The sequence below is a fragment of the Streptomyces sp. NRRL F-4489 genome, assembly GCF_001509485.1.
In the GTDB taxonomy this organism is placed as follows: Bacteria; Actinomycetota; Actinomycetes; order Streptomycetales; family Streptomycetaceae; genus Streptomyces.
Window position 1 is genome coordinate 35,680 of the sequence record NZ_LLZI01000254.1, and the last position, 26,539, is coordinate 62,218.

Below are 26,539 nucleotides of genomic sequence, written 5' to 3' on the forward strand. Positions count from 1 at the left end.
CACGTGAAACATCGCCCCTCGCCGTTGCTCAGCCCCGGATGAGATCGACCACGCGGCTCAGATGCGCCACCGGGCCGGTCGGCGCGGACGGATCGGGCTGCCCGGCGCCGCGGATGACGGCGGCGCCCGCCCAGACGGTCGCGGCGATCAGGGCCAGTACGACGGCGTGGCGGGTGCGGCGGCCGGTGTTCGTCCTGGTCTGCATGGTCAACTCCCCTAGTCCTGCTGGCGCTCACGGCTCCCTGGCTCCATTCACCCATGGAATTCCGGGCGTTCCCTACGCGTCAGGTACGGACTCGGGTCCACCTTGAGTCGGACCGCGACTCCCTCTCGGGTCCCCCTTTCGTCAGAGGGGCACCACCCGGCAAAGGGTTTGCCGCCGCCGTCCCGGCTGCTTACGGTCGGCGGAATGAGCAGCGAAACGATCATCCGGCGGTACCACGAAGCCGACCGGGACGCGGTGTGCGACCTGTGGTCCAGGGCGTCGAAGCAGGCCCATCCCTTCATCGAGGGTGAGGGCGAGGGAGAGCGGGCCCGGGTCCTCCGCGAGGTCTACCTCGTCCAGGCGGAGAACTGGGTCGCCGAATGCGAGGGGGCCGTCGTCGGGCTGCTGGGGATGCTGGACGGGCGGGAACCCGACGGCGGGGTCGAGATCGGCGGGCTGTTCGTGGCGCCGGAGGCGCAGGGCGCGGGCATCGGCCGGCAACTGGTGGAGCACGCGGCCGCGCGGTACGGCGCGCTGCGGCTGGAGGTCTTCGAGGAGAACGACCGCGCCCGCCGCTTCTACGCCCGTCTCGGCTTCACCGGATCCGGGCGGCGGATCGACGAGCAGACCGGCCGGCCGCTGCTCGCCGTGGAGCGGGAGGCGCCGCTGCGGTCGGTGGCCTGGCTGCATGTGCGCGACGGGCGGCTGCTGAGCGTGCGGACGCGGGGCAACGACACCTTCTACCTCCCGGGCGGCAAGTACGAGGCGGGGGAGACCGCGCGGGAGGCGCTGTCCCGTGAGCTGTCCGAGGAGCTGGGGCTGCGGATCCCTGCCGGGGACTTCACCGAGGCGTTCGTCGTCCACGACGTGGCGCACGGCAAGAACGGCCGGCGGCTGCACATGACGTGCTTCACCGGCGGCCCCCAGGACATCGACCCCGTTCCCGGCCGGGAGATCGCCGAGTACGCCTGGTTCGACCGCGAGGAATGCCGTACGCGCTGCGCGCCCGCCCACCGCCAGGTGGCCGACCGGCTGGTCGCCCAGGGCCGGATGCGCGGCTGACCACGGGCCGGCCGTGCCCCGCCGGGGCCTCGGTCGGCCCCCAAAACGTCTCTACCAGGACAAACGCACCTGTTGATCGTCCGCATCCCGGAATGACGTGTCGGTCGCATACCTGTTGTATCTATCCTGTGCGCATGCCATCAGCGTCCCTGCCCGCCGTCCCCACAAGGGAGACCGGTACCGTCCCCGCCAAACAGCCGCCCGCCGCCGAGCGGGTCTACACCCACATCAAGGACGCCGTCCTCCAGCGTCGCTACGAGGGCGGCATGCTGCTCACCGAAGGCGAGCTCGCCGACGCCGTGGGCGTCTCCCGCACCCCGGTGCGCGAGGCGCTGCTGCGGCTGGAGGTCGAAGGGCTGATCAAGCTCTACCCCAAGAAGGGCGCCCTGGTCCTGCCGGTATCCGCGCAGGAGATCGCGGATGTCGTCGAGACCCGGCTGCTGGTCGAGAAGCACGCGGCGGCCAAGGCCGTCCCCGCGCCGGAGGCGCTGATCGGCGAGCTGAGCCGCCTGGTGGAGACCATGCGGGAGCAGGCCGAGGCGGGCGATCTGGCCGCCGTGTCGGTCACCGACCGCGCGTTCCACGCCGCCATCGTGCGCAGCGCCGGCAACCAGATCCTGGACCGGCTCTACGAGCAGCTGCGCGACCGCCAGCTGCGGATGGGCGTCGCGGTCATGCACGCCCACCCCGACCGGATCGCCAAGAACATCGCCGAGCACACCGAGATCCTGGAGGCGCTCCGGGCCGGTGACGCCGAGGCGGCCACCGAGGCCGTGCACCGCCACGTCAGCTGGGTCCGCCACCTGGCACAGGGGGATGAGCGATGAGCGGCAGTGCCGAGCGCGCCGCCGGGAGCGGCGGCATAGGCGGGGGCGGCGCCCGGCTGCTGCCCTCGGATCCGCCCGGTGGCCGCAAGGCCATGGCGGTCTGGGGCATCGGCGTCGCCGTCTACTTCGTCGCGATCACCTACCGCACCAGTCTCGGCGTGGCCGGCCTGGACGCCGCGCACCGCTTCCACATCAACGCCTCCGCGCTGTCCACCTTCTCGATCCTGCAGCTGCTGGTCTACGCGGGGATGCAGATACCCGTCGGCCTGCTGGTCGACCGGCTGGGCGCAAAGAAGGTCCTGACCCTCGGCGTGGTCCTCTACACCGCCGGCCAGTTCGGCTTCGCGTTCTCCGAGTCGTACGCCATGGCGCTCGGCTCACGCGCGCTGCTCGGCTGCGGTGACGCCATGACCTTCATCAGCGTGCTGCGGCTGGGCGCCCGCTGGTTCCCTGCCCGCCGCGGGCCGATGATCGCGCAGATCGCCGCCCTGGTCGGGATGGCCGGCAACCTGATCTCCACGCTGGTCCTCGCCCGGCTGCTGCACACCTTCGGCTGGACGACGACCTTCGCCGGCAGCGCCCTGGGCGGTATCGCTGTCCTGGTCCTGCTGCTGCTCTTCCTCAAGGACCACCCCGAGGGCTTCGCCCCGCCGCCCGCGCCGCGCGAGCACAGCGGCGCCGGCTTCGTCCGCCGACAGATCGCCGACGCCTGGCGCGAGCCCGGGACGCGGCTGGGCATGTGGGTGCACTTCACCACGCAGTTCCCGGCGATGGTCTTCCTGCTGCTGTGGGGGCTGCCGTTCCTCGTCGAGGCGCAGGGACTCTCCCGGGGTACGGCCGGTGAGCTGCTGACCCTCGTGGTCCTCTCCAACATGGCCGTGGGCCTGGTCTACGGGCAGGTCATCGCCCGCCACCACGCGGCCCGCATGCCGCTGGCGCTGGGCACCGTCGTGGCGACCGCCCTGCTGTGGGCGCTCACCCTGTGCTGGCCGGCCGCGCACGCGCCGATGGGGCTGCTGATCGCGCTCTGCCTGGTGCTGGGCGCCTGCGGCCCCGCGTCGATGATCGGCTTCGACTTCGCCCGGCCGGCCAACCCGCCGGAGCGCCAGGGCACCGCCTCCGGCATCGTCAACATGGGCGGCTTCACCGCCTCGATGACCACCCTGCTCGCCGTCGGCGTCCTGCTCGACGCGACCGGCGACAACTACCGGATCGCCTTCGCCTCGGTCTTCGTGCTGGAGGTGCTCGGCGTCTCGCAGATCCTGCGGTTGCGCCGGCGCGCGGCGCGGCGTGAGCGTGAGCGGCTGATCGTCAGCAGGGTCGAGGCGGTTCACGTCCCGGCCTGACGCGCCGAAGAGGGCGGGCCGAGCGATGGTTTCACGTGAAACAGGGGGCGATGTTTCACGTGAAACCACGGCACATGTTTCACGTGAAACCAAGGATCGATCCCGTTTCACGTGAAACAGGGAACTCCTCGGCTCACCGTCCGGCCCGGCGGCTGCCGTTACGGCGTCACCGCGAGGTTGTCGAGGATCGCCTGGGCCAGCTCCTGGTCACCGTCGATCTTGATCTGCTCGGCAAGGGCCGCCGGGCGGATCCGGCCGCAGGCCAGCCGGTGGAAGGCGTCCCAGTCCATCGCGAGCGTCACCGTCGGGCCCAGGGACACGCTGCCGTCGATGGTGGCCTTCCCCTCGGCGTCGATCCGGACCGTGCGCATGAACTCCACCGGGCCGCTGATGTCGAAGACCACCGTCGAACGGGCCGGTGCCTTCGCCCTGTTGGCGACGACGCCGGGCAGCAGCCGCACCAGCAGATCGCGGGTCACCAGCGCGCCGGGCGAGTCGAGGTTGCCGGGCTTGCCGAGCGCCCGGCGCAGGTCCTGCTCATGCACCCAGACGTCGAACGCCCGCAGGTCCAGGACGAATTCGAGGGTGCGGTCCTCATCGAGCGGGCTGCGGATGATGGTGTCCGGCTGCCGGGTTTCGTTCCGCAGCTGCCGGGAGCGGCGGATGATGGTGTATTCGAGCTCGCTGAGCATCTCCGGCGCGGTGTGGTGCCGGCGGACGTCGACCTGGACCTCCATCCGCCGGGCCGACTCGCTGCGTACGTGGTAGAGGTCGCGCGGCAGCGTGTGGATCGGCCGAGGGTCGCCCAGCATCTCGCATTCCAGACCGATGACATGGGAGACGATGTCGCGCACGGACCATCCTGGCAGGTCCGTCGCCCTGTTCCACTCGCCCTCGACGAGCGGCGTCACCAGCTCGGTTATCGCTTCTATGGAATGCGTCCAGGCGTCGATGGAGGACTGAAGGCTGGGATGGACGGTCACGGGACCCCTCGAACGGTTCGTACGCGGGCTGCTGTCTGTGCAGTTAAGTTACGCTGCGCACGGGCACCCCGGCAGTGCTTTCGGGTGACCATCGTAGGCGGATGTTCGACGGCCGAGCCGTTCGAAAGCGCTGCCGGTGGTAGTGTGCGCGATTCGCCGCCACCGATTGGTGCGGAGCCGGTGAAACCGGTCAAATTCCGCTGTCCGCAAGGCGTTTGGCGGCCCTCTCCGGAGCCTGCCTCAGTCGCCCTCGCGCTCCCGCTCCGCCATCCGGATCACCGAGACCGCCACGGCGATCAGCAGCGCCGGGTCCGCGTCGTCCCGGATGACATTGACGCCGTAGGTGTCGCGGACGGTCAGCCAGCGCCGCGAGATCTCGGCGAGCAGTTCGCCGTCGTACTCGACCGCGAACTCGCGGTCCAGGATCTTGCCGCTCACGTCCAGCTCGGTGCCGTCGACCAGCTCGACGCGGTAGTGGTGGCGCAGCAGCGACAGCCGCTTGCGCCGGATGACGGCCAGCGGCGCATCGTCCCGCTCGATGGTCATCGCGTCGCGCAGGCTGAACATCTTCTTGCGGATGGTGATCAGCACCCGCCGCTCGGTGTCCTTGAGCTCGAAGGTCTCCCGCAGGCGCAGCGCCTTCCCGTCCACGAGGAACGCGTGCCGCCCGTGCTCGTCGTCCACCCAGTAGTCCTCGCCGATGCCGAAGATCCGGTCGTGCACGACGTACTTGCGGGAGCGGGGAGGGGCGTCCCCGTGGGTTTGCAGCATGGGTGACGTGTTCCCCGTGACCCCTGTGGAATGCGTGCGCACCGGAGTGACGTTGAATGTCCACATGGCTTCACGTGCGCGCGTCCGGGCCCCCGAGCTGATCGGCAAGGGCGGCTGGCTCAACACCGGCGGAACTGACCTCACCCTCTCCGACCTGCGAGGACGCATTGTCATCCTCGATTTCTGGACGTTCTGCTGTGTGAACTGCCTGCACGTCCTGGACGAGCTGCGGGAGCTGGAGGAGCGCCACCGCGACACCGTCGTGATCATCGGTGTGCACTCCCCGAAGTTCGTCCACGAGGCCGATCACCAGGCGGTCGTGGACGCCGTCGAGCGGTACGGCGTCGAGCACCCGGTCCTCGACGACCCCGAGCTGGCGACCTGGAAGCAGTACGCGGTCCGCGCCTGGCCGACCCTGGTGGTGATCGACCCCGAGGGGTATGTCGTCGCCCAGCACGCGGGCGAGGGCCATGCGCACGCCCTCGGCACGCTCGTCGAGGAGCTGATCACCGAGCACACCGCGAAGGGCACCCTGCGCCGCGGCGACGGCCCGTACGTCCCGCCGGAGCCGGTCGCCACCGACCTGCGCTTCCCCGGCAAGGCGGTGCGGCTGCCCGGCGGCACCTTCCTGGTCTCCGACACCACCCGGCACCAGCTGGTGGAGCTGGCCGACGACGGCGAGCGCGTGCTCCGCCGCATCGGGACCGGCGAGCGCGGCCTGGGCCCCGACACGTTCAACGAACCGCAGGGCCTGGCGCTGCTGCCGGACGGCCGGGTCGCCGTCGCGGACACCGTCAACCACGCCATCCGCGTCGTCGACCCGGCGACCGGCGCCCTGGAAACCGTGGCCGGCACCGGCAAGCAGTGGTGGCAGGGCTCGCCGACCGCCGGCCCGGCGCGCGAGGTCGACCTCTCGTCCCCGTGGGATCTCGCCTGGTGGCAGGACCGGCTGTGGATCGCGATGGCCGGTGTGCACCAGATCTGGACCTACGACCCGGCCGACGGCACGGTTGCGGTGGCGGCCGGCACCACCAACGAGGGCCTGGTCGACGGCCCCGCCGCCGAGGCGTGGTTCGCCCAGCCCTCCGGGCTCGCGGCGGCCGGCGACCGGCTGTGGATCGCCGACTCCGAGACCAGCGCGGTCCGCTGGATCGAGCGCGCCGAGGACGGCGGCTATGCGGTCCGTACGGCCGTCGGCACCGGCCTCTTCGACTTCGGGCACCGCGACGGCGCCGCTGAGCAGGCCCTGCTCCAGCACCCGCTGGGCGTGACCGCCCTGCCCGATGGCTCGGTCGCCGTCGCCGACACCTACAACCACGCCCTGCGCCGTTTCGACCCGGCGAGCGGCGAGGTGACCACGCTCGCCACGGACCTGCGGGAGCCGTCCGCGGCGGTGCTCGCCGACGACGACATCGTGGTGGTGGAGTCCGCCCGGCACCGGCTGACCCGGCTGCGGCTTCCCGAGGAGGCGGTCCGCGTCGAGGCGGTGGCCCACCGCACCCAGCGCGCCGCCACCGATATCGCCCCCGGCACCCTCCGCCTGGACGTGGTCTTCCAGGCCCCTGCGGGCCAGAAGCTCGACACCCGCTACGGCCCCTCGACCCGGCTGCTGGTCAGCGCCACCCCGCCGGAACTCCTCGCCGGGGGCGCGGGTGCCGGCACGGATCTGGCGCGGGACCTGGTCCTCGCGGACGGGGTGGCCGAAGGCGTGCTGCACGTCTCGGCGATGGCCGCGTCCTGCGACGACGACCCGGACATCGAGTACCCGGCCTGCCATGTCCACCAGCAGGACTGGGGCGTCCCGGTCCGGATCACCGAGGACGGCACGGCCCGGCTGGGCCTGGTGCTGGCGGGTCTGGACGCGTAGCCGCGCCCAGCGGTGCCGGCCCCCGCGCCAGGCGAGGGGCCGGCACCGGGGTCAGTTGCCGACGCCGGCCTGCCTCTTGGCCGTGGAGAGCAGGCCGTACCAGTAGGTGATCTGGCTCTGCCCGACCGAGACCGTGGAGTACTTCTTCGCCAAGTCGTAGGGCAGCGGCTGATCGGGCGTCCGGCTCCCCAGGTGCCCGCCCGGGAACTGCACGCCGACCTCCTTGTGCTCGGTGCCCCTGGCGGCCGGGGTGGTGGTCGGGATGACCGCGTACGCGACGCCCTTGGGCCGGAGCGTGAGGACGTTGCCGCCCTCCCCCTTCATGAGCGGCACCGGGGACTTGGACTTGCTGAAGTACAGCAGCGGGCCGTCGTAGAGCACGCAGCTGAGCGTGCTGGACGCGTTCCTGTACCGCACGCTGACGTAGCCCTTCGGCCCGGAAGGCTGGGAGAAGCTGAGCCGGGTCGTGCTGACGGGGCAGGGCGGTGTCCGGCGGGTGGCCGCCGCGCCCGCACCGGCCCCCGCCGCCGCGGTCCCACCGCCGATGATCTTCCGCTTTGTGCTCTTGGACGACGAGGAGGACGAACTCTTCTTCGACTTGGCGGAGCCGTTGCAGCCGGTCAGAGCCAGCGATCCGGCCAGGCCGAGGGCCAGCGCTGCATACGCGGCGGAGCGGCGTCGGGTGCGGCGTGCGGTCATGGAAGGCTCCCCCAGTAGGTCCTGCGGTCAGTGCGGTGGTTCTGTCATGGCGCGGCCACCCTAGCGACTGCCGCTCCGGGCACCGCCGCCGGTGCGCGGGCCCGCGCGGCCCCGGTCGTCTTTCCGCGGCCCGCGCGGTCAAACCCGGCCCGGTCACATCCGGCATCGGGGCAGCGGCGCGTCGAGCTGTTCCGGGCGGACGCGGATGCCCGGCATCCAGGCCGGCCCGCCGGGGTGCTCGACCCGGAACCAGATGCTGCTGTGGCCGCCCGCCTCGTCCGTGAGGGAGACCCCGTCAGCGATCTTGCAGACCGCGCGCAGCACCTCGCCGTGCCAGACCCGGCCCACGACATTGGGCCGCAGATACGGCGCATAGGGGTCGCGCGCCAGGCCGAGCGCGCAGTAGTCGGTACGGCTGTGCCGGCAGACCTGTTCCACGTTGTTCACGGTGATCCGGATGGATCCGGTGGCCGCGCCCGCGCGCGAGGCGACCGCCTCCCGGCCGCCGCCGTCCCCGTGGCCCTTTGAGGTGTCCGGGCCGGTCAGCGCCAGGGCGGCGAACGCGGCTCCGGTGAGCACGGCGGTGGTGCCGGCCCCGGCGAGCAGCAGCCGCAGCCGGCGCCGTGCGGGCGGCGGGGCGTCCGGCGCCATGGCCACGGGGCCCGGTCCGTCCTCCGTACGGGATTGCGGTGCGGGTGCCGGGGCTTCGTCCGCTGCCTCCTGGGCGCGGTGCAGCAGCTCCACCAGCGCGGGCAGCCGGTCCTCGCCCGTGAGCGAGAGCGTGCACCACTGCACCAGCAGCCGTTCGTCCGGCAGGCTCTGGCCGCGCAGATAGCGGGAGAGGGATGAGCGGCTGGCGGGCAGTCTGCCCGCCAGCTCCTGGAGGCTGTAGCCCAGTTCTCCGTGCATACGGCGCAGCGCGGTGGTGAAGTCCCGTACCGGGCCCGACAGTTCGGCGGGGAGCGGGGCCAGAGGTTTGCGGCGGATGTTGGTGGCGCGGTGTTCATGGCCAGGCACATGCCGATTGCAGCACAGCGGACCGGCCCGCGGCGAGAGGCACTTCCGCTCCCCTGCGACGGAAGTGCCTCTCGTGACGTGATCCGGAACGAACGCGGATCCTTCGGTGATGTTTCACGTGAAACAACCGACCGATGTTTCACGTGAAACATCGCCGGGCGGGTGCTGTCCACCCGCTCCGGCGGCCATGGAGACCATGGTGGGGCACACTGCGGGAGCCGGGCCGCCGTTCCCCGCTCCGTGGGATGCGGCTGCCGTCCCGCAGAGCGCTGACCTGCGGCGTTGGTCCGGTCGGCGGAGGATCGCGGGACACCGGCAGGGGGCCGGTGGGACGTGACGGGACAGCGGCGGCCGGGTCGTGGCGCGCTGGCCCTGCCCGGGGCGGTGGCGGACGGATGCCGGGCAGACGAAAGGGCGCCCGCTGGGGGAGTCGCGGGCGCCCTGCTTCAGGGGCGGTCGTCAACCGGGCCGCCGCCGGGATCACCCGGCGGGCGGACTACCAGGACGCCGCCGTGTTCGGGTCCGTCTGCCAGTACGTCACCCGCGCGCTGTCATCCAGGTAGGCCGACCCGCCCGGCAGGGCCACCTTCGCCGACCCGTCGGTGCTGCCCTGCCCGTCGCGGCGGGCGAGGTAGACGGTCAGCGAGGTCACCGTGCGGCCGTTCTCGGCGCCGTCCGCGCCGGACAGCAGCACCCCTGCGTAACCCGACTCCCCCGGCTCCAGGCTCACCACCGCCTGCGGCTTGCTGTCCGGCAGCTCGGCCACCGGCGACTGGGCCTCGTCGAACCGCAGGGCCGGCGCGGCGTACAGGTCGCAGCGGACGCCGGAGGTGTTGGTGGCCACCAGCATCAGGTGGTTGATCGGCCGGGTCAGCGGCTTCGCCGTGATCCGGATCTTTGTGACGTCGCAGGCCGTCTGCCGGGCCCCGGTCCCCTTGCCGCGGCCGGTGGCGGCCGGCGCCGCGCCGCCCTGCTTGCCCGCGACCGGCGCGCCGTCCGCGACCGGCGCCGAGCCCGTGCCGCCGCTCTTCCCGGCCGTTCCGCCGCTGCCCTGGTCCGCCGAGGAGGCGCCGCCCTTGCCGTCGCGCAGGGCGTTGGCGGCCGGGTCGTTGGCGTCCTGGGGCGCGGGGTTGAACGGCTTGGCGTCGCTGGTCTTCAGCGGGTCGCTCTGGCCGCCGCACGCGGTCAGCGTGAGCGCGGCGACCGCGGTCAGCCCGGCCGCGGCGATCCGCAGCGTACGGCGGCGAACGGCACGGGACGAGGTGCGGGCGGTGGCGGCGTCGGTGCGCGGCATGTCGGGTCCCCCGGTCTGACGGGCGCTGGGTGCGCTCTCCGGCCCGGGTACGGCTTCGGCCGGCCCGGTCTGTCCTGCGGTACGTCCACCAGACTGCCGACCGCCGCTGCCGTGCGGCTAACGCTTGCCTAACGCCCGTCCGTTGCCCGTCCCCCGCGTCCGTCCCGGCCCGTCGCCCGCCGGCTCATCTGCCCGCCCGGTCAGCCACCGCCCGGGCGCCCGCCCGGCTCGCCGGACTCCGCCGCGTCCCCGCTCTCCCGGCGTGGTCCCGCGCCGTCCTGGTCCCGGGCGAACAGCTGGGTCAGGGCGCTGATCGTGTAGACGTCGGTGGCCTCCTCGTCCACCAAGTGCATCTCCGCGAGCCGTTCGAGCCCGTCCTGGGTGCGCTCCTGGTCGTATCCGGCGAGCGCCGCCGCGGCCGACGCGTTGAGATGCCCGTCCGGACTGTTCGCCAGCGCGCGGAGCAGCCGGGCGTCGTCCGCGGACAGCCGGGCCACGGACATCCGCAGCGCCGCCGCGATGCCGGTGTCCTCCGCCGACAGCAGCGCCAGCCGCCGCCGCTCGTCGCGCAGCGCGGAGGCCAGCCGGGCCAGCCGCCAGCGCGGCCGGGCGGTCAGCTGGGCGGCCGCGGCCCGCAGCGCCAGCGGCAACCCGTCGCACAGATCCACCAGTTCGCGGGCGGCGGCCGGATCCTCCGCGACCCGGTCGGGCCCGAGCATCGCCCCGAGCAAGGCGGTGCCCTCGTCGTGGCCCAGCGCCTGGAGCCCGACCGGACGGGCGCAATCGGTGGCGACCAGCCCGTCGAGCCGGCTGCGGCTGGTGACGACCGTGGCGCAGTGCGGGCCGCCGGGCAGCAGCGGCCGCACCTGCGCCGAACTCCGCGCGTTGTCCAGCACGACCAGCAGGCGCCGTTCGGCGACCAGCGAGCGGAACAGCGCGGAGGCGGCCTGCGCGGAGCCGGGCACCCGGTCCGGGGGCGTGCCGAGCGCCTGGAGGAAGTCGCGCAGGATCTCGGCCGGCGCCGCCTCGTCGCCCTCGCCGAAACCGCGCAGATCCGCGAAGAGCTGCCCGTCCGGAAACGCCCCGGCCCGCAGGTGCGCCCACTGCACGGCGCACGCGGTCTTGCCGACCCCGGCCGGGCCCGCCACCACCGCCAGCGGGCTCTCCCCGGTCGTACGGTCCAGCAACGCCTCGGTCAGCGCGGCCAGTTGGCCCTCCCGGCCCAGGAAGCGGGCGGGCGGCCTCGGCAGCAGCCGCGGCGCCGCACCGGCCCGGGGCCGACCGGATCGCGCGCCGGCCTCCGCGCCGGACGGTCCCGGCTGCCCGGCACCGGACGGCTCCCCGGCGCGATGTTTCACGTGAAACGTCTGCCCGTCCGCCGGCCCGCCCCGGCCCCCGCGCCCGGACGCCGGACCGCCGTCCGTGGCCTCCGCCCGCAGGATCTCCTCGTACGCCGCGCGCAGCCGCTCGCCGGGGTCGACGCCCAGTTCCTCGCTGAGCAGCCGCCGGGTGCGGTGGTACCACTCCAGCGCGTCGGACTGCCGCCCGGTCCGGAACAGCGCCCGCATCAGCGCGGCGATCAGCCCTTCCCGCAGCGGATGGCTGACCGCCGCCGAGTAGAGCACCGTCGCGGCCTGCTCGTGCTCGCCGAGCGCGCCGTACGCCCGGGCCAGCGCCTCGACGGCGGTCAGCCGGCGCTCCTCCAGGGCGTGCGCGGCGGCGGCGAACGGCGGGCTGGTGACCGTGCCGGTCAGCGCCGGCCCGCGCCACAGCCCCAGCGCCTCCCGCAGCAGCGGTACGGCGTCGGCCGGCGCGGCCTCCGGCCGGGCCAGCGCCACCAGTTCACCGAACCGGTGGGCGTCGATCAGTTCTTCCGGCAGCCGCAGCAGATAGGCCGAGCCGTGGGTGGCCAGCTCGATTCCGTACGCCTCGGCGCCGCCCGCGGCGAGGGTGGCGCGCAGCCGCGAGACATGCCCCTGGACGACCGTGCGGGCGTGCTCGGGCGGCTCGTCCTCCCACAGGGAGTCGATCAACTGCTCCAGTGGAACGGTGGTGTTGGGCTGCAGGAGCAGCAGTGCCAGCACACTGCGCCGTTTGGCGGGCCCGAGCGACAGCTCCTGCGAGCCGTTCGTCACGCAGATCGGGCCGAGCAGCGAGAAGTCCAACTCAGCTCTCCAGGAAGGCCGTCAGGGCGTTCGCGAGCAGATACGGGTCCTCGGCGCCGCACAGCTCGCGGGCCGAGTGCATGGACAGGATCGCGACGCCGATGTCCACCGTCCGGATGCCGTGCCGGGCGGCGGTGATCGGACCGATCGTGGTGCCGCACGGCATGGCGTTGTGGGACACGAAGGACTGCCACGGCACCCCGGCCCGCTCGCAGGCCGCGGCGAAGACCGCCCGGCCGCTGCCGTCCGTCGCGTACCGCTGGTTGACGTTCACCTTCAGGATCGGCCCGCCGTTGGGCATCGGGTGGTGCCCCGGCTCGTGCCGCTCGCTGTAGTTGGGGTGCACGGCGTGGCCGGTGTCCGACGACAGGCAGATGGTGCCCGCGAAGGCCCGCGCCCGGTCCTCGTACGTCCCGCCGCGGGCGAAGACCGAACGCTCCAGCACCGTGCCGAGCAGCGGGCCGTCCGCGCCGGTGTCCGACTGGCTGCCGTTCTCCTCGTGGTCGAACGCGGCGAGCACCGGGATGGCGGCCGGCCGCGTGTCGGAGGTGGCCGCCGCGGCGAGCGCGGCCGTACCGGCGTGCACGGACAGGAGGTTGTCCATCCGCGGCCCGGCGAGCAGCTCACGGTCGCGTCCGAGATAGGCGGGCGGCTCCACGCTGTGCACCATCAGGTCCCAGCCCTTGACGTCCTCGGCGGGGACCCCGGCCTCCTCCGCCACGAACGCGATCAGATCGCCCTCGGCGACCTCGCCCAGGCCCCAGATCGGCGTCATATGGCGCTGCTTGTCGAGCTTGAGGCCCTCGGAGTTCACCGAGCGGTCCAGGTGCACGGCCAGCTGCGGGACGCGCAGCAGCGCCCGGTCCACGTGGACCAGCCGGTCGCTGCCGTCGGCGAGCGTGATCCGGCCGCTGAGCCCGAGGTCGCGGTCGAGCCAGGTGTTGAGCAGCGTGCCGCCGTAGATTTCCACGGCGATCTGCCGCCAGCCGCGGGAGCCGGTGTCCGGGATCGGTTTGACGCGGAGGTTGGGGGAGTCGGTGTGTGCCCCCACGATGCGGAAGGGGGTCGACGGTTCCGCGCCTTCGGGGACGTACCAGGCGATGATCGCGCCGCCGCGGAGGACGTACCGGCCGCCGCTCCGGCCGTCCCACTCGTCGGTCTCCGCGACCTGCCGGAAACCGGCCTTCTCCAGCCGCTCCGCCGCGTTCGCCACCGCGTGGTACGGCGAGGGGCTGGCGGCGAGGAAGGACATCAGGTCGTCGGTGTGGCCGCGGTCGAAGCGGGCGGAGTTGGTCATGGATTCAGCATAAGGAGCCAACTCCGTTCCACCGTGTGCCCCCGGGGCGCGACTGCATTGCCTTCCGGCCACGATTTCCGCATTTCCGGGGCGGTGGCGCGGCCGGCGCGCCGTGCCGTCGGCCCGGGCCGGCCGCGGCGGCACCAGGGGCCCGTCCGTGCCGTCCGGCACGGGAAAAGAGGGAGGCCCGCCTCGCCGGGGGAAGAGAGGCGGGCCCCCACAGTGTCCTCAGTGATTCTGAGAGCTTTCTGAGAAGCCGGTGACGGTCCGGGAACAGCTTCCCGGACCGGCCGCTTCCGGCGCGTCCCTTAGAACGCGGCCTCGTCCAGCTCCATCAGGGACTGGTCGACGGACTCGGCGAGCGCCCGCTGCACCGCGACACCCGGCAGGACGTTGTGCGCGAAGAACTTCGCGGCCGCGATCTTGCCCTGGTAGAACGGCTTGTCCTTGGACGACGCGCCCTCCAGCTTCCCGGCCGCCACCGCGGCGCCCTTGAGGAGGAGGTAGCCCACGACGACGTCACCGGAGGCCATCAGCAGGCGGGTGGTGTTCAGCCCGACCTTGTAGATGGACTTGACGTCCTTCTCGGTGGCGGCGAGGTCGGTCAGCATGGCGCCGACGATCGCCTCCAGGTCGCCGGCGGCCTTGGCCAGCTCGCCGCGGGCCTGCTCCAGCTCCGCGCCGCCCTCGGCGTCGGCCAGGAACTTCTTGATCGTCTCGGAGAGCCTGGTCAGCGCGGCACCCTGGTTGCGGACGATCTTCCGGAAGAAGAAGTCCTGGCCCTGGATGGCGGTGGTGCCCTCGTAGAGGGTGTCGATCTTGGAGTCCCGGATGTACTGCTCGATCGGGTACTCCTGGAGGTAGCCGGAGCCGCCGAAGGTCTGCAGCGACTGGGCCAGCTGCTCGTAGGACTTCTCCGAGCCGTAGCCCTTGACGATCGGCAGCAGGAGGTCGTTGAGCGCGTGCTCGGCGGAGGCGTCCTCGCCCGCGGCCTCCTTGACCAGGATCTCGTCCTGGATCGTGGCGGTGTAGAGCACCAGGGCGCGCATGCCCTCGGCGTACGCCTTCTGCGTCATCAGCGAGCGGCGGACGTCGGGGTGGTGGGTGATCGTCACACGCGGGGCGGTCTTGTCGGTGAACGCCGCCAGGTCCGGGCCCTGCACGCGCTCCTTGGCGTACTCCAGGGCGTTGAGGTAACCGGTCGAGAGGGTGGCTATCGCCTTCGTGCCGACCATCATCCGGGCGAACTCGATGATCCGGAACATCTGGCGGATGCCGTCGTGCTTGTCGCCGATCAGCCAGCCCTTGGCGGGGTGGCGGTCGCCGAAGGTCATCTCGCAGGTGTTGGACGCCTTCAGGCCCATCTTGTGCTCGACGTTGGTGGCGTAGACGCCGTTGCGCTCGCCCAGCTCACCGGTCTCGAAGTCGAACTCGTACTTCGGCACCAGGAAGAGCGACAGGCCCTTGGTGCCGGGGCCGTGGCCCTCGGGGCGGGCGAGGACGTAGTGGAGGATGTTCTCCGCCATGTCGTGCTCACCGGAGGTGATGAAGCGCTTCACGCCCTCGATGTGCCAGGAGCCGTCCTCCTGCTGGACCGCCTTGGTGCGGCCGGCGCCGACGTCCGAGCCGGCGTCGGGCTCGGTCAGCACCATGGTGGAGCCCCAGCCCTTCTCCACCGCGATCTTGGCGATGTGCTTCTGCTGGTCGGTGCCCTCCTCGAAGAGGACGCCGGCGAAGGCGGGGCCGGAGGCATACATCCACACGGCGGGGTTGGCGCCCAGGATCGTCTCGGCGAAGGCCCACAGGAGCGAGCGCGGCGAGGTGGTGCCGCCGATCTCCTCCGGGATGCCCAGCCGCCACCACTCGGCGTCCATGTACGCCTGGTAGCTCTTCTTGAACGTGTCCGGCACCGGCGCGGTGTTGGTGTCCGGGTCGAAGACCGGGGGGTTCCGGTCCGCGTCGACGAAGGAATCGGCCAGTTCGTTCTCCGACAGGCGGGCGATCTCGGAGAGCACGCTCTTGGCGGTGTCGACGTCCATCTCCGCGAACGGCCCGGTGCCGTACACGCTGTCGCGGCCGAACACCTCGAAGAGGTTGAACTCGATGTCGCGGAGATTCGACTTGTAGTGCCCCATGGGTACGGCTCCGTAAGGGTTCGGGAGGGCCTCGTACGAGGAAGACCTCGATGCGAGGTAGGGACCTCGATACGCAATACCAGCAAGTAGCTACGATGATGCTACCCACCGGTAATAAGAAGCAACCCCTTGCGGCCGATCTGTGACGAGCGTCCCCCGCCTCCGCCCCGAATCAGTACGCTGTGCCGCATGTACGGCTACGACCAGAACGCGGGTGCCGGGCAGCAGTACGGAGCGCCGCCCCCGCCGCAGCAACCGGCCCCCGGGGGCTATGGCGAGCAGCCGCTGTATCCGGAGCCGTCCCCGCCGTCCCTGGCCGACGCGGTGCGCGCCTTCACCACCGGGTCGATGTCCGCCGAGGACTTCCAGGGCATCTTCTCGACGTCCAAGGTCTACTGCCCGCGCGGTGACAACCCCGGCTTCCTGGCGCTGCACAACACCCAGCAGCCGGTGATCCCGATGTTCACCTCGCTCAAGGAGCTGCGGCGGTACGCGGGCAAGGAGTCCAAGTACTTCGTGATCACCGGCGCCGAGGTGCTCGACCTGCTGCCGACCGGCTACGGCTTCGTCCTCGACATGGAGGGCGACCACCGGATGGTCTTCGACGCCAAGGCCGTGGAGCAGATGGTCGACTTCGCGATGCGCCGGATGTACGGCTGACCGCCACCCCCGCGCGGCCCGCGCCGCCACCTTTCGCGCCCCGCTGACCTGCGGGAACGCCACCGCGTCTGACAACGGAATACCGCACGCCTTGCTGGTTGTTCATCTTTCAACTAAGTTATTGAAAAGCGAACGACCGAGGAGGCCGTCATGCCCGCTGTGACTGTGGAGAACCCGCTGACCCTGCCGAGGGTGGCCGCACCCGCCGGGGCGCGCACGCGGCCCGTGCTGGCCGTCAGCACCGCACCGACCGGTTTCGAGGGCGAGGGCTTCCCGGTGCGCCGCGCCTTCGCCGGCATCGCCTACGCGTACCTCGACCCGTTCATCATGATGGATCAGATGGGCGAGGTGGAGTACGCGCCCGGAGAGCCCAAGGGCACCCCCTGGCACCCGCACCGGGGCTTCGAGACCGTGACGTACCTGCTCGACGGCACCTTCGTGCACCGCGACTCGCACGGTGGCGGCGGGGTCATCAACGACGGCGACACCCAGTGGATGACGGCGGGCTCCGGTCTGCTGCACATCGAGGCGCCGCCGGAGTCGCTCGTCATGTCCGGCGGGCTCTTCCACGGCCTCCAGCTGTGGGTGAACCTCCCGAAGAGCGACAAGATGATGGCGCCGCGCTACCAGGACATCGGCGGCGGCCAGGTCAAGCTGCTGACCTCCACCGACGGCGGTGCGCTGCTGCGGCTGATCGCCGGCGACATCGACGGCCACCGCGGGCCGGGTATCACCCACACCCCGATCACGATGATGCACCTGACCGTGAACCCCGGGGCCGAGGTGACGCTCCCCTGGCGCACGGACTTCAACGGCCTCGCCTACGCCCTGTCCGGACGCGGCACGGCCGGTGCGGAAGGCCGCCCGTTCCACATGGGGCAGGCGGTCGTCTTCGGCGAGGGCGACGCCCTCACGATCCGGGCCGACGAGAGCCAGGAGTCGCGCAGCCCGAACTTCGAGGTGGTGCTGCTCGGCGGTCTGCCGATCCGCGAGCCGATGATGCACTACGGCCCGTTCGTCATGAACACCCACGCCGAACTGGCCCAGGCCTTCGAGGACTTCCAGGCCGGGCGGCTGGGCACGATTCCCGCCGACGAGGTTTGAGCGGCCGCCGGCGGCGGGACCGCGGGGGCGGTGTTTCACGTGAAACATCGCCCCCGCGCGCATGTTTCACGTGAAACACGGCCGTACGCGCCGCGGTCGGAGCCGCGACGAACCGGCCAAGCACGTCAACGGCCGCCGGGGCGTGGTGGACTGTCGGGGTGCGAAACGACTCGGATCAAGACCGGAGCGGTGCCGAGCCCGGACGGCCGCCGCACTCCCCGCCGCTGCTCCCGATCGAGGCCCGTCGTGCCGCCGCCTGGTGCGCGGCCGGACTGCTGGTCGCGGCGGTGGTGGCCGTCGGCGTCTGGCTCTGCGTCGAACTGAGCGCGGCGGTCACGCCCGTCCTGCTGGCGCTGCTGGGCAGTGCGCTGCTCGGGCCGCTGTACCGGCGGCTGGTGACGATGCGCCTCAACCGGTCGCTGGCGGCCGGCCTGACCTGCGCGGTGCTGGTGGTCGTCGTCGGCGGCGCCGGATACATCGTGGTCAGCGCGCTGGTGGAGACCGGTGACCAGATCATCGCCTCGCTCAAGCAGGCGGCGTCGGACCTCTCCCAGCGCTTCGGCACGGCCGGCCACTCGCTCAGCGACCTCGCCACCAACGCCAAGACGCTGGTCAGCAAGTTCGGCAGCACCGCGGCCTCGGGGCTGCTCGCCGGGGTGAGCATCGTCGGCCAGTTCATCGCCGCGGCGGTGCTGGCCCTGCTGCTGACGTTCTTCTTCCTGCGGGACTCGGACAAGGCGGTCCGCGCGCTGCACGAGTGGGCGCCCCGCAACGCGGGGCCGCAGCTGGAACGGATGGCCCGGCGCGGCTTCCAGTCCATCGAGGGCTTCATGCGCGGCACCACCTTCATCGCGCTGATCGACGCCCTCTGCATCACCGTCGGGCTGCTGATCCTGAAGGTGCCGGGCGCCTTCGGCCTGGGCGCGCTGGTCTTCGTCGGCGCCTACATCCCTTACCTCGGCGCCTTCATCTCCGGCGCGGTGGCGATCCTGGTGGCGTTCGCGGACCGCGGCGTCGTGATCGCGCTCTGGGCGCTCGGTGTGGTCGTCGCCGTGCAGGTGCTGGAGGGCCATGTGCTCCAGCCGATGATTCAGAGCCGCACCGTGCAGATGCATCCGGCGGTCGTGATGCTGGCGATCACCGCGGGAGCCAGCGTCGCCGGGATCCTCGGCATGCTGCTGTCCGTCCCGCTGACCGCGGCCGTCTCGGGAGTCCTCCACGAATTGCGCAAGCACTACGTGGTGGGCTCCGGCACCGAGGCGTCCGACGACTCCCCGGCCGGGCCGGCGTCCTCGTAGAGCGCGCTTGGTGCGTATTGCATCACTTTGGGGGAATTTGATGCCCTGCGGGTGGCGAGCCGGACGTGACCGCCGTCGCAGCCGAAAGGCCCGCCCTCACGCGCGGGGGACGCTGAGGGGGATATGTCAACCAGGACCCCGGGGCCGGACGGTAACCTGGAGCGGTTATGCCATTCCTGGGGTGGTCTTTCGGGTGGTCCACAAGGCGATCGATCGGGCGCGAGCCCCGCATCTCCCCCGGACGCCCGTCAGCTCCCCACCTCGACTCGCGACGACTTGGATGAGCGATGCATCGGTACCGGTCCCATAACTGCGGCGAGCTCCGAGCCGCGGACGTCAACACCGACGTCCGTCTCAGCGGCTGGCTGCACAATCGACGTGACCTGGGCGGCATCCTCTTCATCGATCTCCGCGACCACTACGGTCTCGTGCAGCTCGTCGCCCGCCCCGGCACCCCGGCCAACGAGGTCCTCGGTTCGCTGACCAAGGAGACCGTCGTCCGCGTCGACGGCAAGGTCAGCGCCCGCGGCGCCGAGAACGTCAACCCCGACCTGCCGACCGGCGAGATCGAGATCGAGGTCACCGAGGTCGAGGTGCTCGGCGCCGCCGAGCAGATCCCCTTCACGATCAACGCCGAGGACGGCGTCAACGAGGAGAAGCGCCTCGAATACCGCTTCCTCGACCTGCGCCGCGAGCGGATGCACCGCAACATCATGCTGCGCACCGCCGTGATCTCCGCGATCCGCCACAAGATGGTGGCCCTCGGCTTCAACGAGATGGCGACCCCGATCCTGTCCGCGACCTCCCCCGAGGGCGCCCGCGACTTCCTGGTCCCGTCCCGTCTGCACGCCGGCAAGTTCTACGCGCTGCCGCAGGCGCCGCAGCAGTTCAAGCAGCTGCTGATGATCGCCGGCTTCGACCGCTACTTCCAGATCGCGCCCTGCTTCCGCGACGAGGACGCCCGCGCCGACCGCTCGCCGGGCGAGTTCTACCAGCTCGACATCGAGATGAGCTTCGTCGAGCAGGAGGACGTCTTCCAGCCCGTCGAGAAGCTGATGACCGAGCTGTTCACCGAGTTCGGCAACGGCCGCGCGGTCACCTCGCCCTTCCCGCGCATCCCGTTCCGCGAGGCGATGCTGAAGTACGGCTCCGACAAGCCGGACCTGCGCGCCGAGCTGGAGCTGGTGGACGTCTCCGACGTCTTCGCCGGCTCCGGGTTCAAGGCGTTCGCCGGCAAGCACGTCCGCGCGCTCGCCGTGCCGGACACCGCCGACCAGCCGCGGAAGTTCTTCGACCAGCTCGGCGAGTTCGCCGTCGCGCAGGGCGCCAAGGGCCTGGCCTGGATTCGCGTCGGCGAGGGCCACGCCCTCAGCGGCCCGATCGCCAAGTTCCTCACCGACGACGACGTCAAGGCGCTGGTCGCGGCCCTCGACCTCAAGCCCGGCCACGCCGTCTTCTTCGGCGCGGGCGAGTTCGACGAGGTCTCCAAGATCATGGGCGCGGTCCGCGTCGAGGCCGCCAAGCGCGCCGGTCACTTCGTGGAGAACGAGTTCCGCTTCTGCTGGATCGTCGACTTCCCGATGTTCGAGCGGGACGCCGACACCGGCAAGATCGAGTTCTCGCACAACCCGTTCTCCATGCCGCAGGGCGGCCTGGAGGCGCTGGAGACCAAGGACCCGCTGGACATCCTCGCCTGGCAGTACGACATCGTCTGCAACGGCACCGAGCTGTCCTCCGGCGCCATCCGCAACCACGAGCCGGACGTCATGTACAAGGCGTTCGCGATCGCCGGTTACGACAAGGAGACCGTGGAGGCCGAGTTCGGCGGCATGCTCCGCGCCTTCAAGTTCGGCGCCCCGCCGCACGGTGGCATCGCCCCCGGCGTCGACCGCATCGTCATGCTGCTGGCCGACGAGCCGAACATCCGCGAGACCATCGCCTTCCCGCTCAACGGCAACGCCCAGGACCTCCTGATGGGCGCCCCGTCCGAGGTCGACGAGGCCCGTCTGAAGGAGCTCCACCTGAGCATCCGCACCGGCCCGGCGAAGCCGACGCCGTACAAGCCGACCAAGTAGGACGGCGCCGAGGGCCCGGAACCGCAGGCGGCGGTTCCGGGCCCTCGCGCATCCGCCCTCGGCAGCGCCGATAGACAAAGACGCCCCCGGACCGGTTCGGTCCGGGGGCGTCCTCGGTATGTCAGCGCGGCGCGCCGGGCGCTCAGTCCTCGCCGCCGCCGAACCGCTCGCGGTACGCCACCAGGTCATCCTCGGTGATCTTCGCGAAGAGCACCGGCGGCACGGTGAACGGCGTCCCGGCGGGCACCGACGCCAGCGCCTTGGCCTCCTCCTGGGTGACCCAGGCGGCGGTGTCGTTCTCCAGCGCGAACGCGCCCCGCATCGCCCGCGCCGACGCCGGGATGAACGGCTCGGAGACCACCGCGTAGAGGTGGATGAGGTTCATCGCGGTGCGCAGGGTCAGCGCCGCGCCCTCCTGGTCGGTCTTGATCTCCAGCCACGGGGCCTTCTCCTCCAGGTAGGAGTTGCCCGCGCTCCACAGGGCCCGCAGCGAGGCCGCCGCCTTGCGGAACTGGAGCGCCTCCATGTGGCCCTCGTACTCCGCGAGCAGCCGGGCGATCTCCTCGCCCAGCTTCTGCTCGGCGGCCCCGGCCTCGGCGCCGGCCGGCACCTCGTCGCCGAACCGCTTGCGCGAGAACGACAGGACGCGGTTGACGAAGTTGCCGAGGGTGTCGGCCAGGTCCTTGTTCACCGAGGAGGAGAACAGCTCCCAGGTGAAGGACGTGTCGTCCGACTCCGGGGCGTTGGCGATCAGGAAGTAGCGCCAGTAGTCGGCCGGCAGCAGCTCCAGCGCCGCGTCGGTGAAGATGCCGCGCTGCTGCGACGTGGAGAACTTCCCACCGTAGTAGTTGAGCCAGTTGAACGCCTTGAGGAAGTCGACCCTCTTCCACGGCTCGCGGGTCCCGAGCTGGGTGGCCGGGAACATCACGCTGTGGAACGGCACATTGTCCTTGGCCATGAACTGCGTGTAGCGGACGTCAGCGGCCTCGTACCACCAGGACTTCCAGTCGCGCTCCTCCGGCGCCTGGTCGGCCCACTCCTTGGTCGAGGCGATGTACTCGATCGGGGCGTCGAACCAGACGTAGAAGACCTTGCCCTCGGCGGCCAGCTCGGGCCACACATCGGCCGGCACCGGCACGCCCCAGTCCAGGTCGCGGGTGATCGCCCGGTCCTGGAGGCCCTCGGTCAGCCACTTGTGGGCGATGGACGACGCCAGGGTCGGCCACTCCTTGCTGCCGTTGCCCTCCAGCCAGCCCTCGACCTCGTGCTGGAGCTTCGACTGGAGCAGGAAGAGGTGCTTGGTCTCGCGCACCTCCAGGTCACCGCTGCCGCTGATCGCCGAGCGGGCGTCGATCAGGTCCGTCGGGTCCAGGACGCGGGTGCAGTTCTCGCACTGGTCGCCGCGCGCCTTGTCGTAGCCGCAGTGCGGGCAGGTGCCGACGATGTAGCGGTCGGGGAGGAAGCGGCCGTCGGCGTTCGAGTAGACCTGGCGGATCGCCCGCTCCTCGATGAAGCCGTTCTCGTGCAGCTTGCGCGCGAAGTGCTGGGTCAGCTCGACGTTCTCCGGGGACGAGCTGCGGCCGAAGTGGTCGAACCGCAGCCCGAAGCCGTCGTAGATCGCCTTCTGCTTGTCGTGCTGCTCACCGCAGAACGCGTCGACGGACTGCCCGGCGTCCTTCGCGGCGAGCTCGGCGGGGGTGCCGTGCTCGTCGGTCGCGCAGATGTAGAGGACATCGTGCCCGCGCTGCCGGAGGTACCGGGCGTACACATCGGCCGGGAGCATGGACCCCACCATGTTGCCCAGGTGCTTGATCCCGTTGATATACGGAAGGGCGCTGGTGATGAGGTGTCGAGCCATTGCCGGCTGCTCCCAAGTCGCTACGGTGAGTGATGATTTGCTTTACGCAACGTCAATATCGTACTGGACGGGGTCCGCGTCCCCGCTCGTGCTTTTCCGGGCCCGGAGGGGGCGGTGCGACGGCGGCCCGTCCTGCGGCGGTTTCACGTGAAACATCTCCGCCGCCTCCCCCATCATCACGCACCCGCTGCCCGCCCCTGCCGTGATGTTTCACGTGAAACCGGCCATGTTTCACGTGAAACGGTCCCGAGAACGGCCGTGGCCGGACCCGATCGGGTCCGGCCACGGCCTGGGAAGTGCGGGGGTGGACGGCTCAGCTGTCCTTGACGACCTTGGCCGCGCGGGCCTCGGCGAGCCACTCGGGGAACTCCACCATCAGCTGCTGGAAGAACTCCTCGTGCGAGAGGGCGCGCGGGTCGCGGCCAGCGTGGAAGAAGCCGGCGTTGTCGACCACGCGCTTCTCCGGGACAGTCAGGTCATCGAGCTTCCGGAGGAAGTCGAAGCCCTTGGCCTCGGGGTCGCCGAAGCCGATGAACTGCCAGAAGACGGGGAGGCCGGCCGCCTCGCAGAGCGCCCGCTCGGCTGCGGGCTTGGACGTCGGCGCGCCGTCGGTCTGGAAGATGACGAAGGCCGGGTCGGTCGAGCCGGACTTCTTGTAGTGCGCGACCACGGCCTCGATCGCCCAGTGGTAGTTGGTGCGGCCCATGTGGCCGAGGCCGGAGTGCAGCTCCTCGATGCGGCCTTCGTAGGTGGTGAGGTCCAGTTCGGCGGTGCCGTCGACGTCGGTGGAGAAGAAGACGACCGGGACGGTGGCCTTTTCATCGAGGTGCGCGGAGAGGGCGAGCGCCTGCTCGGCGAGGTGCTGGACCGTGCCGTCCTTGTAGTAGTTGCGCATCGACCCGGAGCGGTCGAGGACCAGGTAGACGGTGGCGCGCTGGGTGGTGAGCTGGTGCTTCTCCAGCGTGGCGCGCGCCGCGTCGTAGAGGGGCAGCAGGCCGGGGGCGGTCGCCGCGACGGGGTTCGGAGTGGTCGCGGCCGGGGCGGTTGCGGCGGCTTCCGGCTCGGGCGCCCCGGGCTCCGCTGCCTGGCTGGGCTCCTCCGCCTGCGGCTTCTCCGCCGCCGGCTGCTCCGGATTCTCCGGCTGTTCCGGCTTCTCCGGCTGCGCTTCCGGCTTCGGCTCGGTGGCTTCCTCGCTTGCGGTCGGTGCGGCGATGGATGCCGGGTTGTCGAACGCCTGGCTGACGAGGTCGGAGACGAGGGCGGCGTCGGTGGTGGGCTCCGTGGCGGACGGCGCGGGGGCCTCGGGGGCCTGCTTCTCCTCGGGCTCAGGCTCGGCCACGGCCTCGGCCGCGGGCTTGGCCTCGGGCTCGGTCGCAGGCTCGGCCTCGGGCTCGGGCTTCGCGACGGCCTTCGGGGCCGCCTCTTCCGCGCGCGCCTCCACCGCGGCCGCGGCGTCCACCGGAGCCTCGGCGGACGGCTCGTCCCGTACGGAAGCCTCGTCCCGCACCGGTGCCTCGGCGGGCACCGCGGGCTCCGGTGTGCGCTCAACCGGGCTGCTCTGAGCGGGAAGAGAGGCCGTCACCGGCGGGGCGGAGGCCGGCTCTGCGGGCTCGGCGGGCGCCGTACGGGCGGCTGGGACCTCGGCCTCGGAAGGTGCCGTGGCCGGGGCGGCCGCGGTCGGAGTGGATTCCTCGCGGGCTTCCGGGATCGTTGCGGATTCCGGCTTGTCGGCGCTGCTCCCCGCCGCGCCGGATCCATCGCGGGCCGCCTTGGAGCGACCGAAAGCGTTGCGCAGCAGACTCCGAATGCCCATCGGCTGACCTCTCTTGCGTGTGGTGGGTGCGGCGAATGTCCGTGAAGCGCGGACATGTCCCTGACCAGGACGGATACGTAAGGGTAGCGGCCTGCACCGGCCTGATCGTGGGAACCCGCGCCCCGCATGGTGGGCCATACGGGGGTGTTGAGCGGGGAGATGGTTTCGGCCGGTGCCTCAACGGCCCGGAAATCGGGTGCCCGGCGGGAGAAAGGGTGGCCATGATCTTCAGCGGGATTTCGCGTGATCTTCGATAAAGGCATGGATGGGGCGTTTGTATGGCGGTGCTTGACCCGTTACGTGTCACTGAAGCGGCTTATGGGACGCGGAATGTGGCGGCGGGTGAAATGGTGGGCGGCTGGCGACGCGGTGGTTGGTGCCCGGCAGTCAGTGGGTGGCAACTCGCCGTCCCGCTGCGGACGTTCACCGCAGAGGCCAAGCGGCTGATCTGCTGATGACGCGATGGAAGTGGTGAAATGGCAGGGCTTGTCGCCGAGTGTTCACCGGGACGTCGTTTCACGTGAAACATCGCCGTGGTTCCGTCGGTTGCCACGGACATCCGGCCGCGCTCCCGCACATCACGCGGGGGATACGAACAGGCAAGAGCTCGGTAAGAAGTAAGTCGCGCAGGTATCCGACGTGCGGATGTGCCCGTCTTCTCCGGTGACCATTGTCCTGAGCCGCCCGTTGTGCCTCGGGAGGCGGCCGGTGAGAAGGCAAGAACCCTTTCGAGGGTGACGGGAGATGTGGGCGCATGGGGCTGACCAGTCAGTCGCTCGAAATCACGGTGATCGTGCTGGCGGTGGTCTGTGTCGCCGCGACGGTGTGGCTCTGGCCCCGCCTGTCGCGGAACGGATGGCGCCATGTGCTGGGGAGGCTCGGCGCCATCCTGGTCACCCAGCTGTCGATCGTGTCCGCGCTCGCCCTCGCCGTGAACGCGAACTTCGAGTTCTACGGCAACTGGGACGAGCTGCTGGGCAACAACGAACAGGCCCCGGCGTCGGTGAGCCAGGGCAACGGCCAGTACGCCACGGTCGGCAACCTCAAGGGCGGCCTCGTCCAGCCCGCCGGCCCCCAGGGGCTCGACCGGGTGACCGGGCTGCCGAAGGGCCCCGCCGACAAGGTGGGCAAGGTCGAGTCCGTACGGATCATCGGCCGCCGGACGCGGGCCATCAACCCGGCCTTCGTGTATCTGCCGCCGCAGTACTTCCAGCAGCAGTTCCACCGGCAGCGGTTCCCCGTCATGGTCGTGATCAGCGGCTATCCGGGCGGGATCATGAATCTCGCGCAGCACCTCCAGATCCCGCAGAACGCGGGCCGGCTGATCGCGCAGGGCACGATGCAGCCCACCGTGCTCGTGATGGTGCGGCCGACGATCGCGCCGCCGCGGGACACCGAGTGCGTGGACGTGCCGGGCGGGCCGCAGGCCGAGACGTTCTTCACCAAGGACCTGCCGGACGCCATGAAGGCCACCTACCGGGTGGGACACGACCCCAGCGCCTGGGGCGCGTTCGGCTACTCGTCCGGCGGCACCTGCTCGCTCCAGCTGGCGATGCGCAACCCGGACGCGTACACCTCGGCGGTCTCGCTCTCCGGCGACTACGCGATCAAGGACGACCTCACCACCGGCAGCCTCTTCGGGCCGGGCCCGGCGGGCGCCCGGCGCCAGCGCGAGCACGATCTGCTGTGGCGGCTGGCGAACCTGCCCGCACCGCAGGTCTCCGCGCTGGTCGCCAGCAGCCGCCAGGGTGAGTCGGACTACGGCGACACCATGAAGTTCATCCACGCGGTGAAGCCGCCGATGCGGGTGGACTCGATCATCCTGCCCCGCGGCAGCCACCAGTTCGGGACCTGGCGGCGGGAGGTCGTACCGGCCCTGGAGTGGCAGAGCCAGCAGCTGACGTTCCCGCAGGACACCGAGCCCAACAAGCCGCAGAAGCCGGCGCCGGGGCAGTCGAAGGGCACGGACGCCCAGGCGCCCGGCGACGAGCGGTCCCACAAGAAGGTCGAGGCCGAGCGCCCGCACCAGTGAGCCGCCGGGTCGGGCGCACCCGCCGGGCGGC

At 71.3% G+C, this 26,539-nt stretch carries 20 protein-coding genes; 9 read left to right on the top strand and 11 right to left on the bottom strand.

Annotation, left to right across the window (positions count from 1 at the left end; genetic code table 11):
• Positions 1 to 28: 28 nt before the first annotated feature.
• On the bottom strand, positions 29 to 205 hold the full coding sequence (locus ADL22_RS35825) for a hypothetical protein (RefSeq protein WP_199836374.1): 177 nt from the start codon (positions 203 to 205) through the stop codon (positions 29 to 31).
• 204 nt (positions 206 to 409) lie between these two features.
• On the opposite strand from ADL22_RS35825, the gene ADL22_RS36880 reads away from it, so the two are divergent.
• The 3 genes from ADL22_RS36880 to ADL22_RS25845 all read left to right on the top strand — a co-directional run bounded on the left by ADL22_RS36880 (position 410) and on the right by ADL22_RS25845 (position 3,440).
• Positions 410 to 1,267, top strand: coding sequence for a GNAT family N-acetyltransferase (locus ADL22_RS36880; RefSeq protein ID WP_066984550.1), 858 nt, complete (start codon positions 410 to 412; stop codon positions 1,265 to 1,267).
• 134 nt (positions 1,268 to 1,401) lie between these two features.
• Positions 1,402 to 2,094 (top strand): GntR family transcriptional regulator, encoded by a 693-nt coding sequence (locus tag ADL22_RS25840; RefSeq protein WP_066984758.1) that lies wholly within the window; start codon positions 1,402 to 1,404, stop codon positions 2,092 to 2,094.
• 92 nt (positions 2,095 to 2,186) lie between these two features.
• Positions 2,187 to 3,440 (top strand): MFS transporter, encoded by a 1,254-nt coding sequence (locus ADL22_RS25845; RefSeq protein ID WP_066984756.1) that lies wholly within the window; start codon positions 2,187 to 2,189, stop codon positions 3,438 to 3,440.
• A 158-nt stretch (positions 3,441 to 3,598) separates the two neighbouring features.
• Here the strand turns inward: ADL22_RS25845 and ADL22_RS25850 are convergent, their stop codons facing one another.
• Both ADL22_RS25850 and ADL22_RS25855 read right to left on the bottom strand, forming a co-directional pair.
• Entirely contained in the window at positions 3,599 to 4,423 is an 825-nt protein-coding gene (locus ADL22_RS25850) for a maleylpyruvate isomerase family mycothiol-dependent enzyme (RefSeq protein ID WP_066984553.1), read from the bottom strand.
• 240 nt (positions 4,424 to 4,663) lie between these two features.
• Positions 4,664 to 5,194 (bottom strand): LURP-one-related/scramblase family protein, encoded by a 531-nt coding sequence (locus tag ADL22_RS25855; RefSeq protein ID WP_066984556.1) that lies wholly within the window; start codon positions 5,192 to 5,194, stop codon positions 4,664 to 4,666.
• Positions 5,195 to 5,258: 64 nt separating this feature from the next.
• On the opposite strand from ADL22_RS25855, the gene ADL22_RS25860 reads away from it, so the two are divergent.
• Positions 5,259 to 7,061, top strand: a complete 1,803-nt coding sequence (locus ADL22_RS25860; RefSeq protein ID WP_066984560.1) for an NHL domain-containing thioredoxin family protein — start codon at positions 5,259 to 5,261, stop codon at positions 7,059 to 7,061.
• A gap of 51 nt (positions 7,062 to 7,112) precedes the next feature.
• Here ADL22_RS25860 and ADL22_RS25865 read toward each other — a convergent pair whose 3' ends face one another.
• From ADL22_RS25865 to ADL22_RS25890, 6 genes are all read right to left on the bottom strand, one after another.
• Positions 7,113 to 7,760: a DUF4232 domain-containing protein gene (locus ADL22_RS25865; RefSeq protein WP_066984563.1), complete on the bottom strand. Its 648-nt coding sequence runs from the start codon at positions 7,758 to 7,760 to the stop codon at positions 7,113 to 7,115.
• Between the two features lie 153 nt (positions 7,761 to 7,913).
• The gene (locus ADL22_RS25870) at positions 7,914 to 8,777 is read right to left on the bottom strand and encodes a helix-turn-helix domain-containing protein (RefSeq protein ID WP_066984566.1); all 864 of its coding nucleotides are present in this window, start codon (positions 8,775 to 8,777) and stop codon (positions 7,914 to 7,916) included.
• Between the two features lie 496 nt (positions 8,778 to 9,273).
• Positions 9,274 to 10,071 (bottom strand): DUF4232 domain-containing protein, encoded by a 798-nt coding sequence (locus tag ADL22_RS25875; RefSeq protein WP_066984569.1) that lies wholly within the window; start codon positions 10,069 to 10,071, stop codon positions 9,274 to 9,276.
• Positions 10,072 to 10,271: 200 nt separating this feature from the next.
• Positions 10,272 to 12,236 (bottom strand): AfsR/SARP family transcriptional regulator, encoded by a 1,965-nt coding sequence (locus ADL22_RS25880; RefSeq protein ID WP_066984572.1) that lies wholly within the window; start codon positions 12,234 to 12,236, stop codon positions 10,272 to 10,274.
• Position 12,237: 1 nt separating this feature from the next.
• Positions 12,238 to 13,533: a M18 family aminopeptidase gene (locus tag ADL22_RS25885; RefSeq protein WP_066984575.1), complete on the bottom strand. Its 1,296-nt coding sequence runs from the start codon at positions 13,531 to 13,533 to the stop codon at positions 12,238 to 12,240.
• A gap of 308 nt (positions 13,534 to 13,841) precedes the next feature.
• Positions 13,842 to 15,668, bottom strand: coding sequence for an acyl-CoA dehydrogenase (locus ADL22_RS25890; RefSeq protein ID WP_066984578.1), 1,827 nt, complete (start codon positions 15,666 to 15,668; stop codon positions 13,842 to 13,844).
• A 189-nt stretch (positions 15,669 to 15,857) separates the two neighbouring features.
• Here ADL22_RS25890 and ADL22_RS25895 point away from each other — a divergent pair, with 189 nt between their 5' ends.
• The 4 genes from ADL22_RS25895 (at position 15,858) to aspS (ending at position 20,805) form a co-directional block, all read left to right on the top strand.
• The gene (locus ADL22_RS25895; RefSeq protein WP_016571781.1) at positions 15,858 to 16,328 is read left to right on the top strand and encodes an SseB family protein; all 471 of its coding nucleotides are present in this window, start codon (positions 15,858 to 15,860) and stop codon (positions 16,326 to 16,328) included.
• Positions 16,329 to 16,478: 150 nt separating this feature from the next.
• Positions 16,479 to 17,432: a pirin family protein gene (locus ADL22_RS25900; protein ID WP_066984581.1), complete on the top strand. Its 954-nt coding sequence runs from the start codon at positions 16,479 to 16,481 to the stop codon at positions 17,430 to 17,432.
• Between the two features lie 158 nt (positions 17,433 to 17,590).
• On the top strand, positions 17,591 to 18,730 hold the full coding sequence (locus tag ADL22_RS25905; RefSeq protein WP_066984584.1) for an AI-2E family transporter: 1,140 nt from the start codon (positions 17,591 to 17,593) through the stop codon (positions 18,728 to 18,730).
• 287 nt (positions 18,731 to 19,017) lie between these two features.
• Complete coding sequence (gene aspS / locus ADL22_RS25910; RefSeq protein ID WP_066984587.1) at positions 19,018 to 20,805, top strand: aspartate--tRNA ligase; 1,788 nt, start codon at positions 19,018 to 19,020, stop codon at positions 20,803 to 20,805.
• 142 nt (positions 20,806 to 20,947) lie between these two features.
• Here aspS and metG read toward each other — a convergent pair whose 3' ends face one another.
• Entirely contained in the window at positions 20,948 to 22,663 is a 1,716-nt protein-coding gene (gene metG, locus ADL22_RS25915; RefSeq protein WP_066984590.1) for a methionine--tRNA ligase, read from the bottom strand.
• 313 nt (positions 22,664 to 22,976) lie between these two features.
• Positions 22,977 to 24,188, bottom strand: a complete 1,212-nt coding sequence (locus ADL22_RS25920) for a vWA domain-containing protein (protein WP_324615612.1) — start codon at positions 24,186 to 24,188, stop codon at positions 22,977 to 22,979.
• A 1,042-nt stretch (positions 24,189 to 25,230) separates the two neighbouring features.
• On the opposite strand from ADL22_RS25920, the gene ADL22_RS25925 reads away from it, so the two are divergent.
• Positions 25,231 to 26,508: an alpha/beta hydrolase gene (locus tag ADL22_RS25925; RefSeq protein ID WP_066984593.1), complete on the top strand. Its 1,278-nt coding sequence runs from the start codon at positions 25,231 to 25,233 to the stop codon at positions 26,506 to 26,508.
• Positions 26,509 to 26,539: the final 31 nt, after the last annotated feature.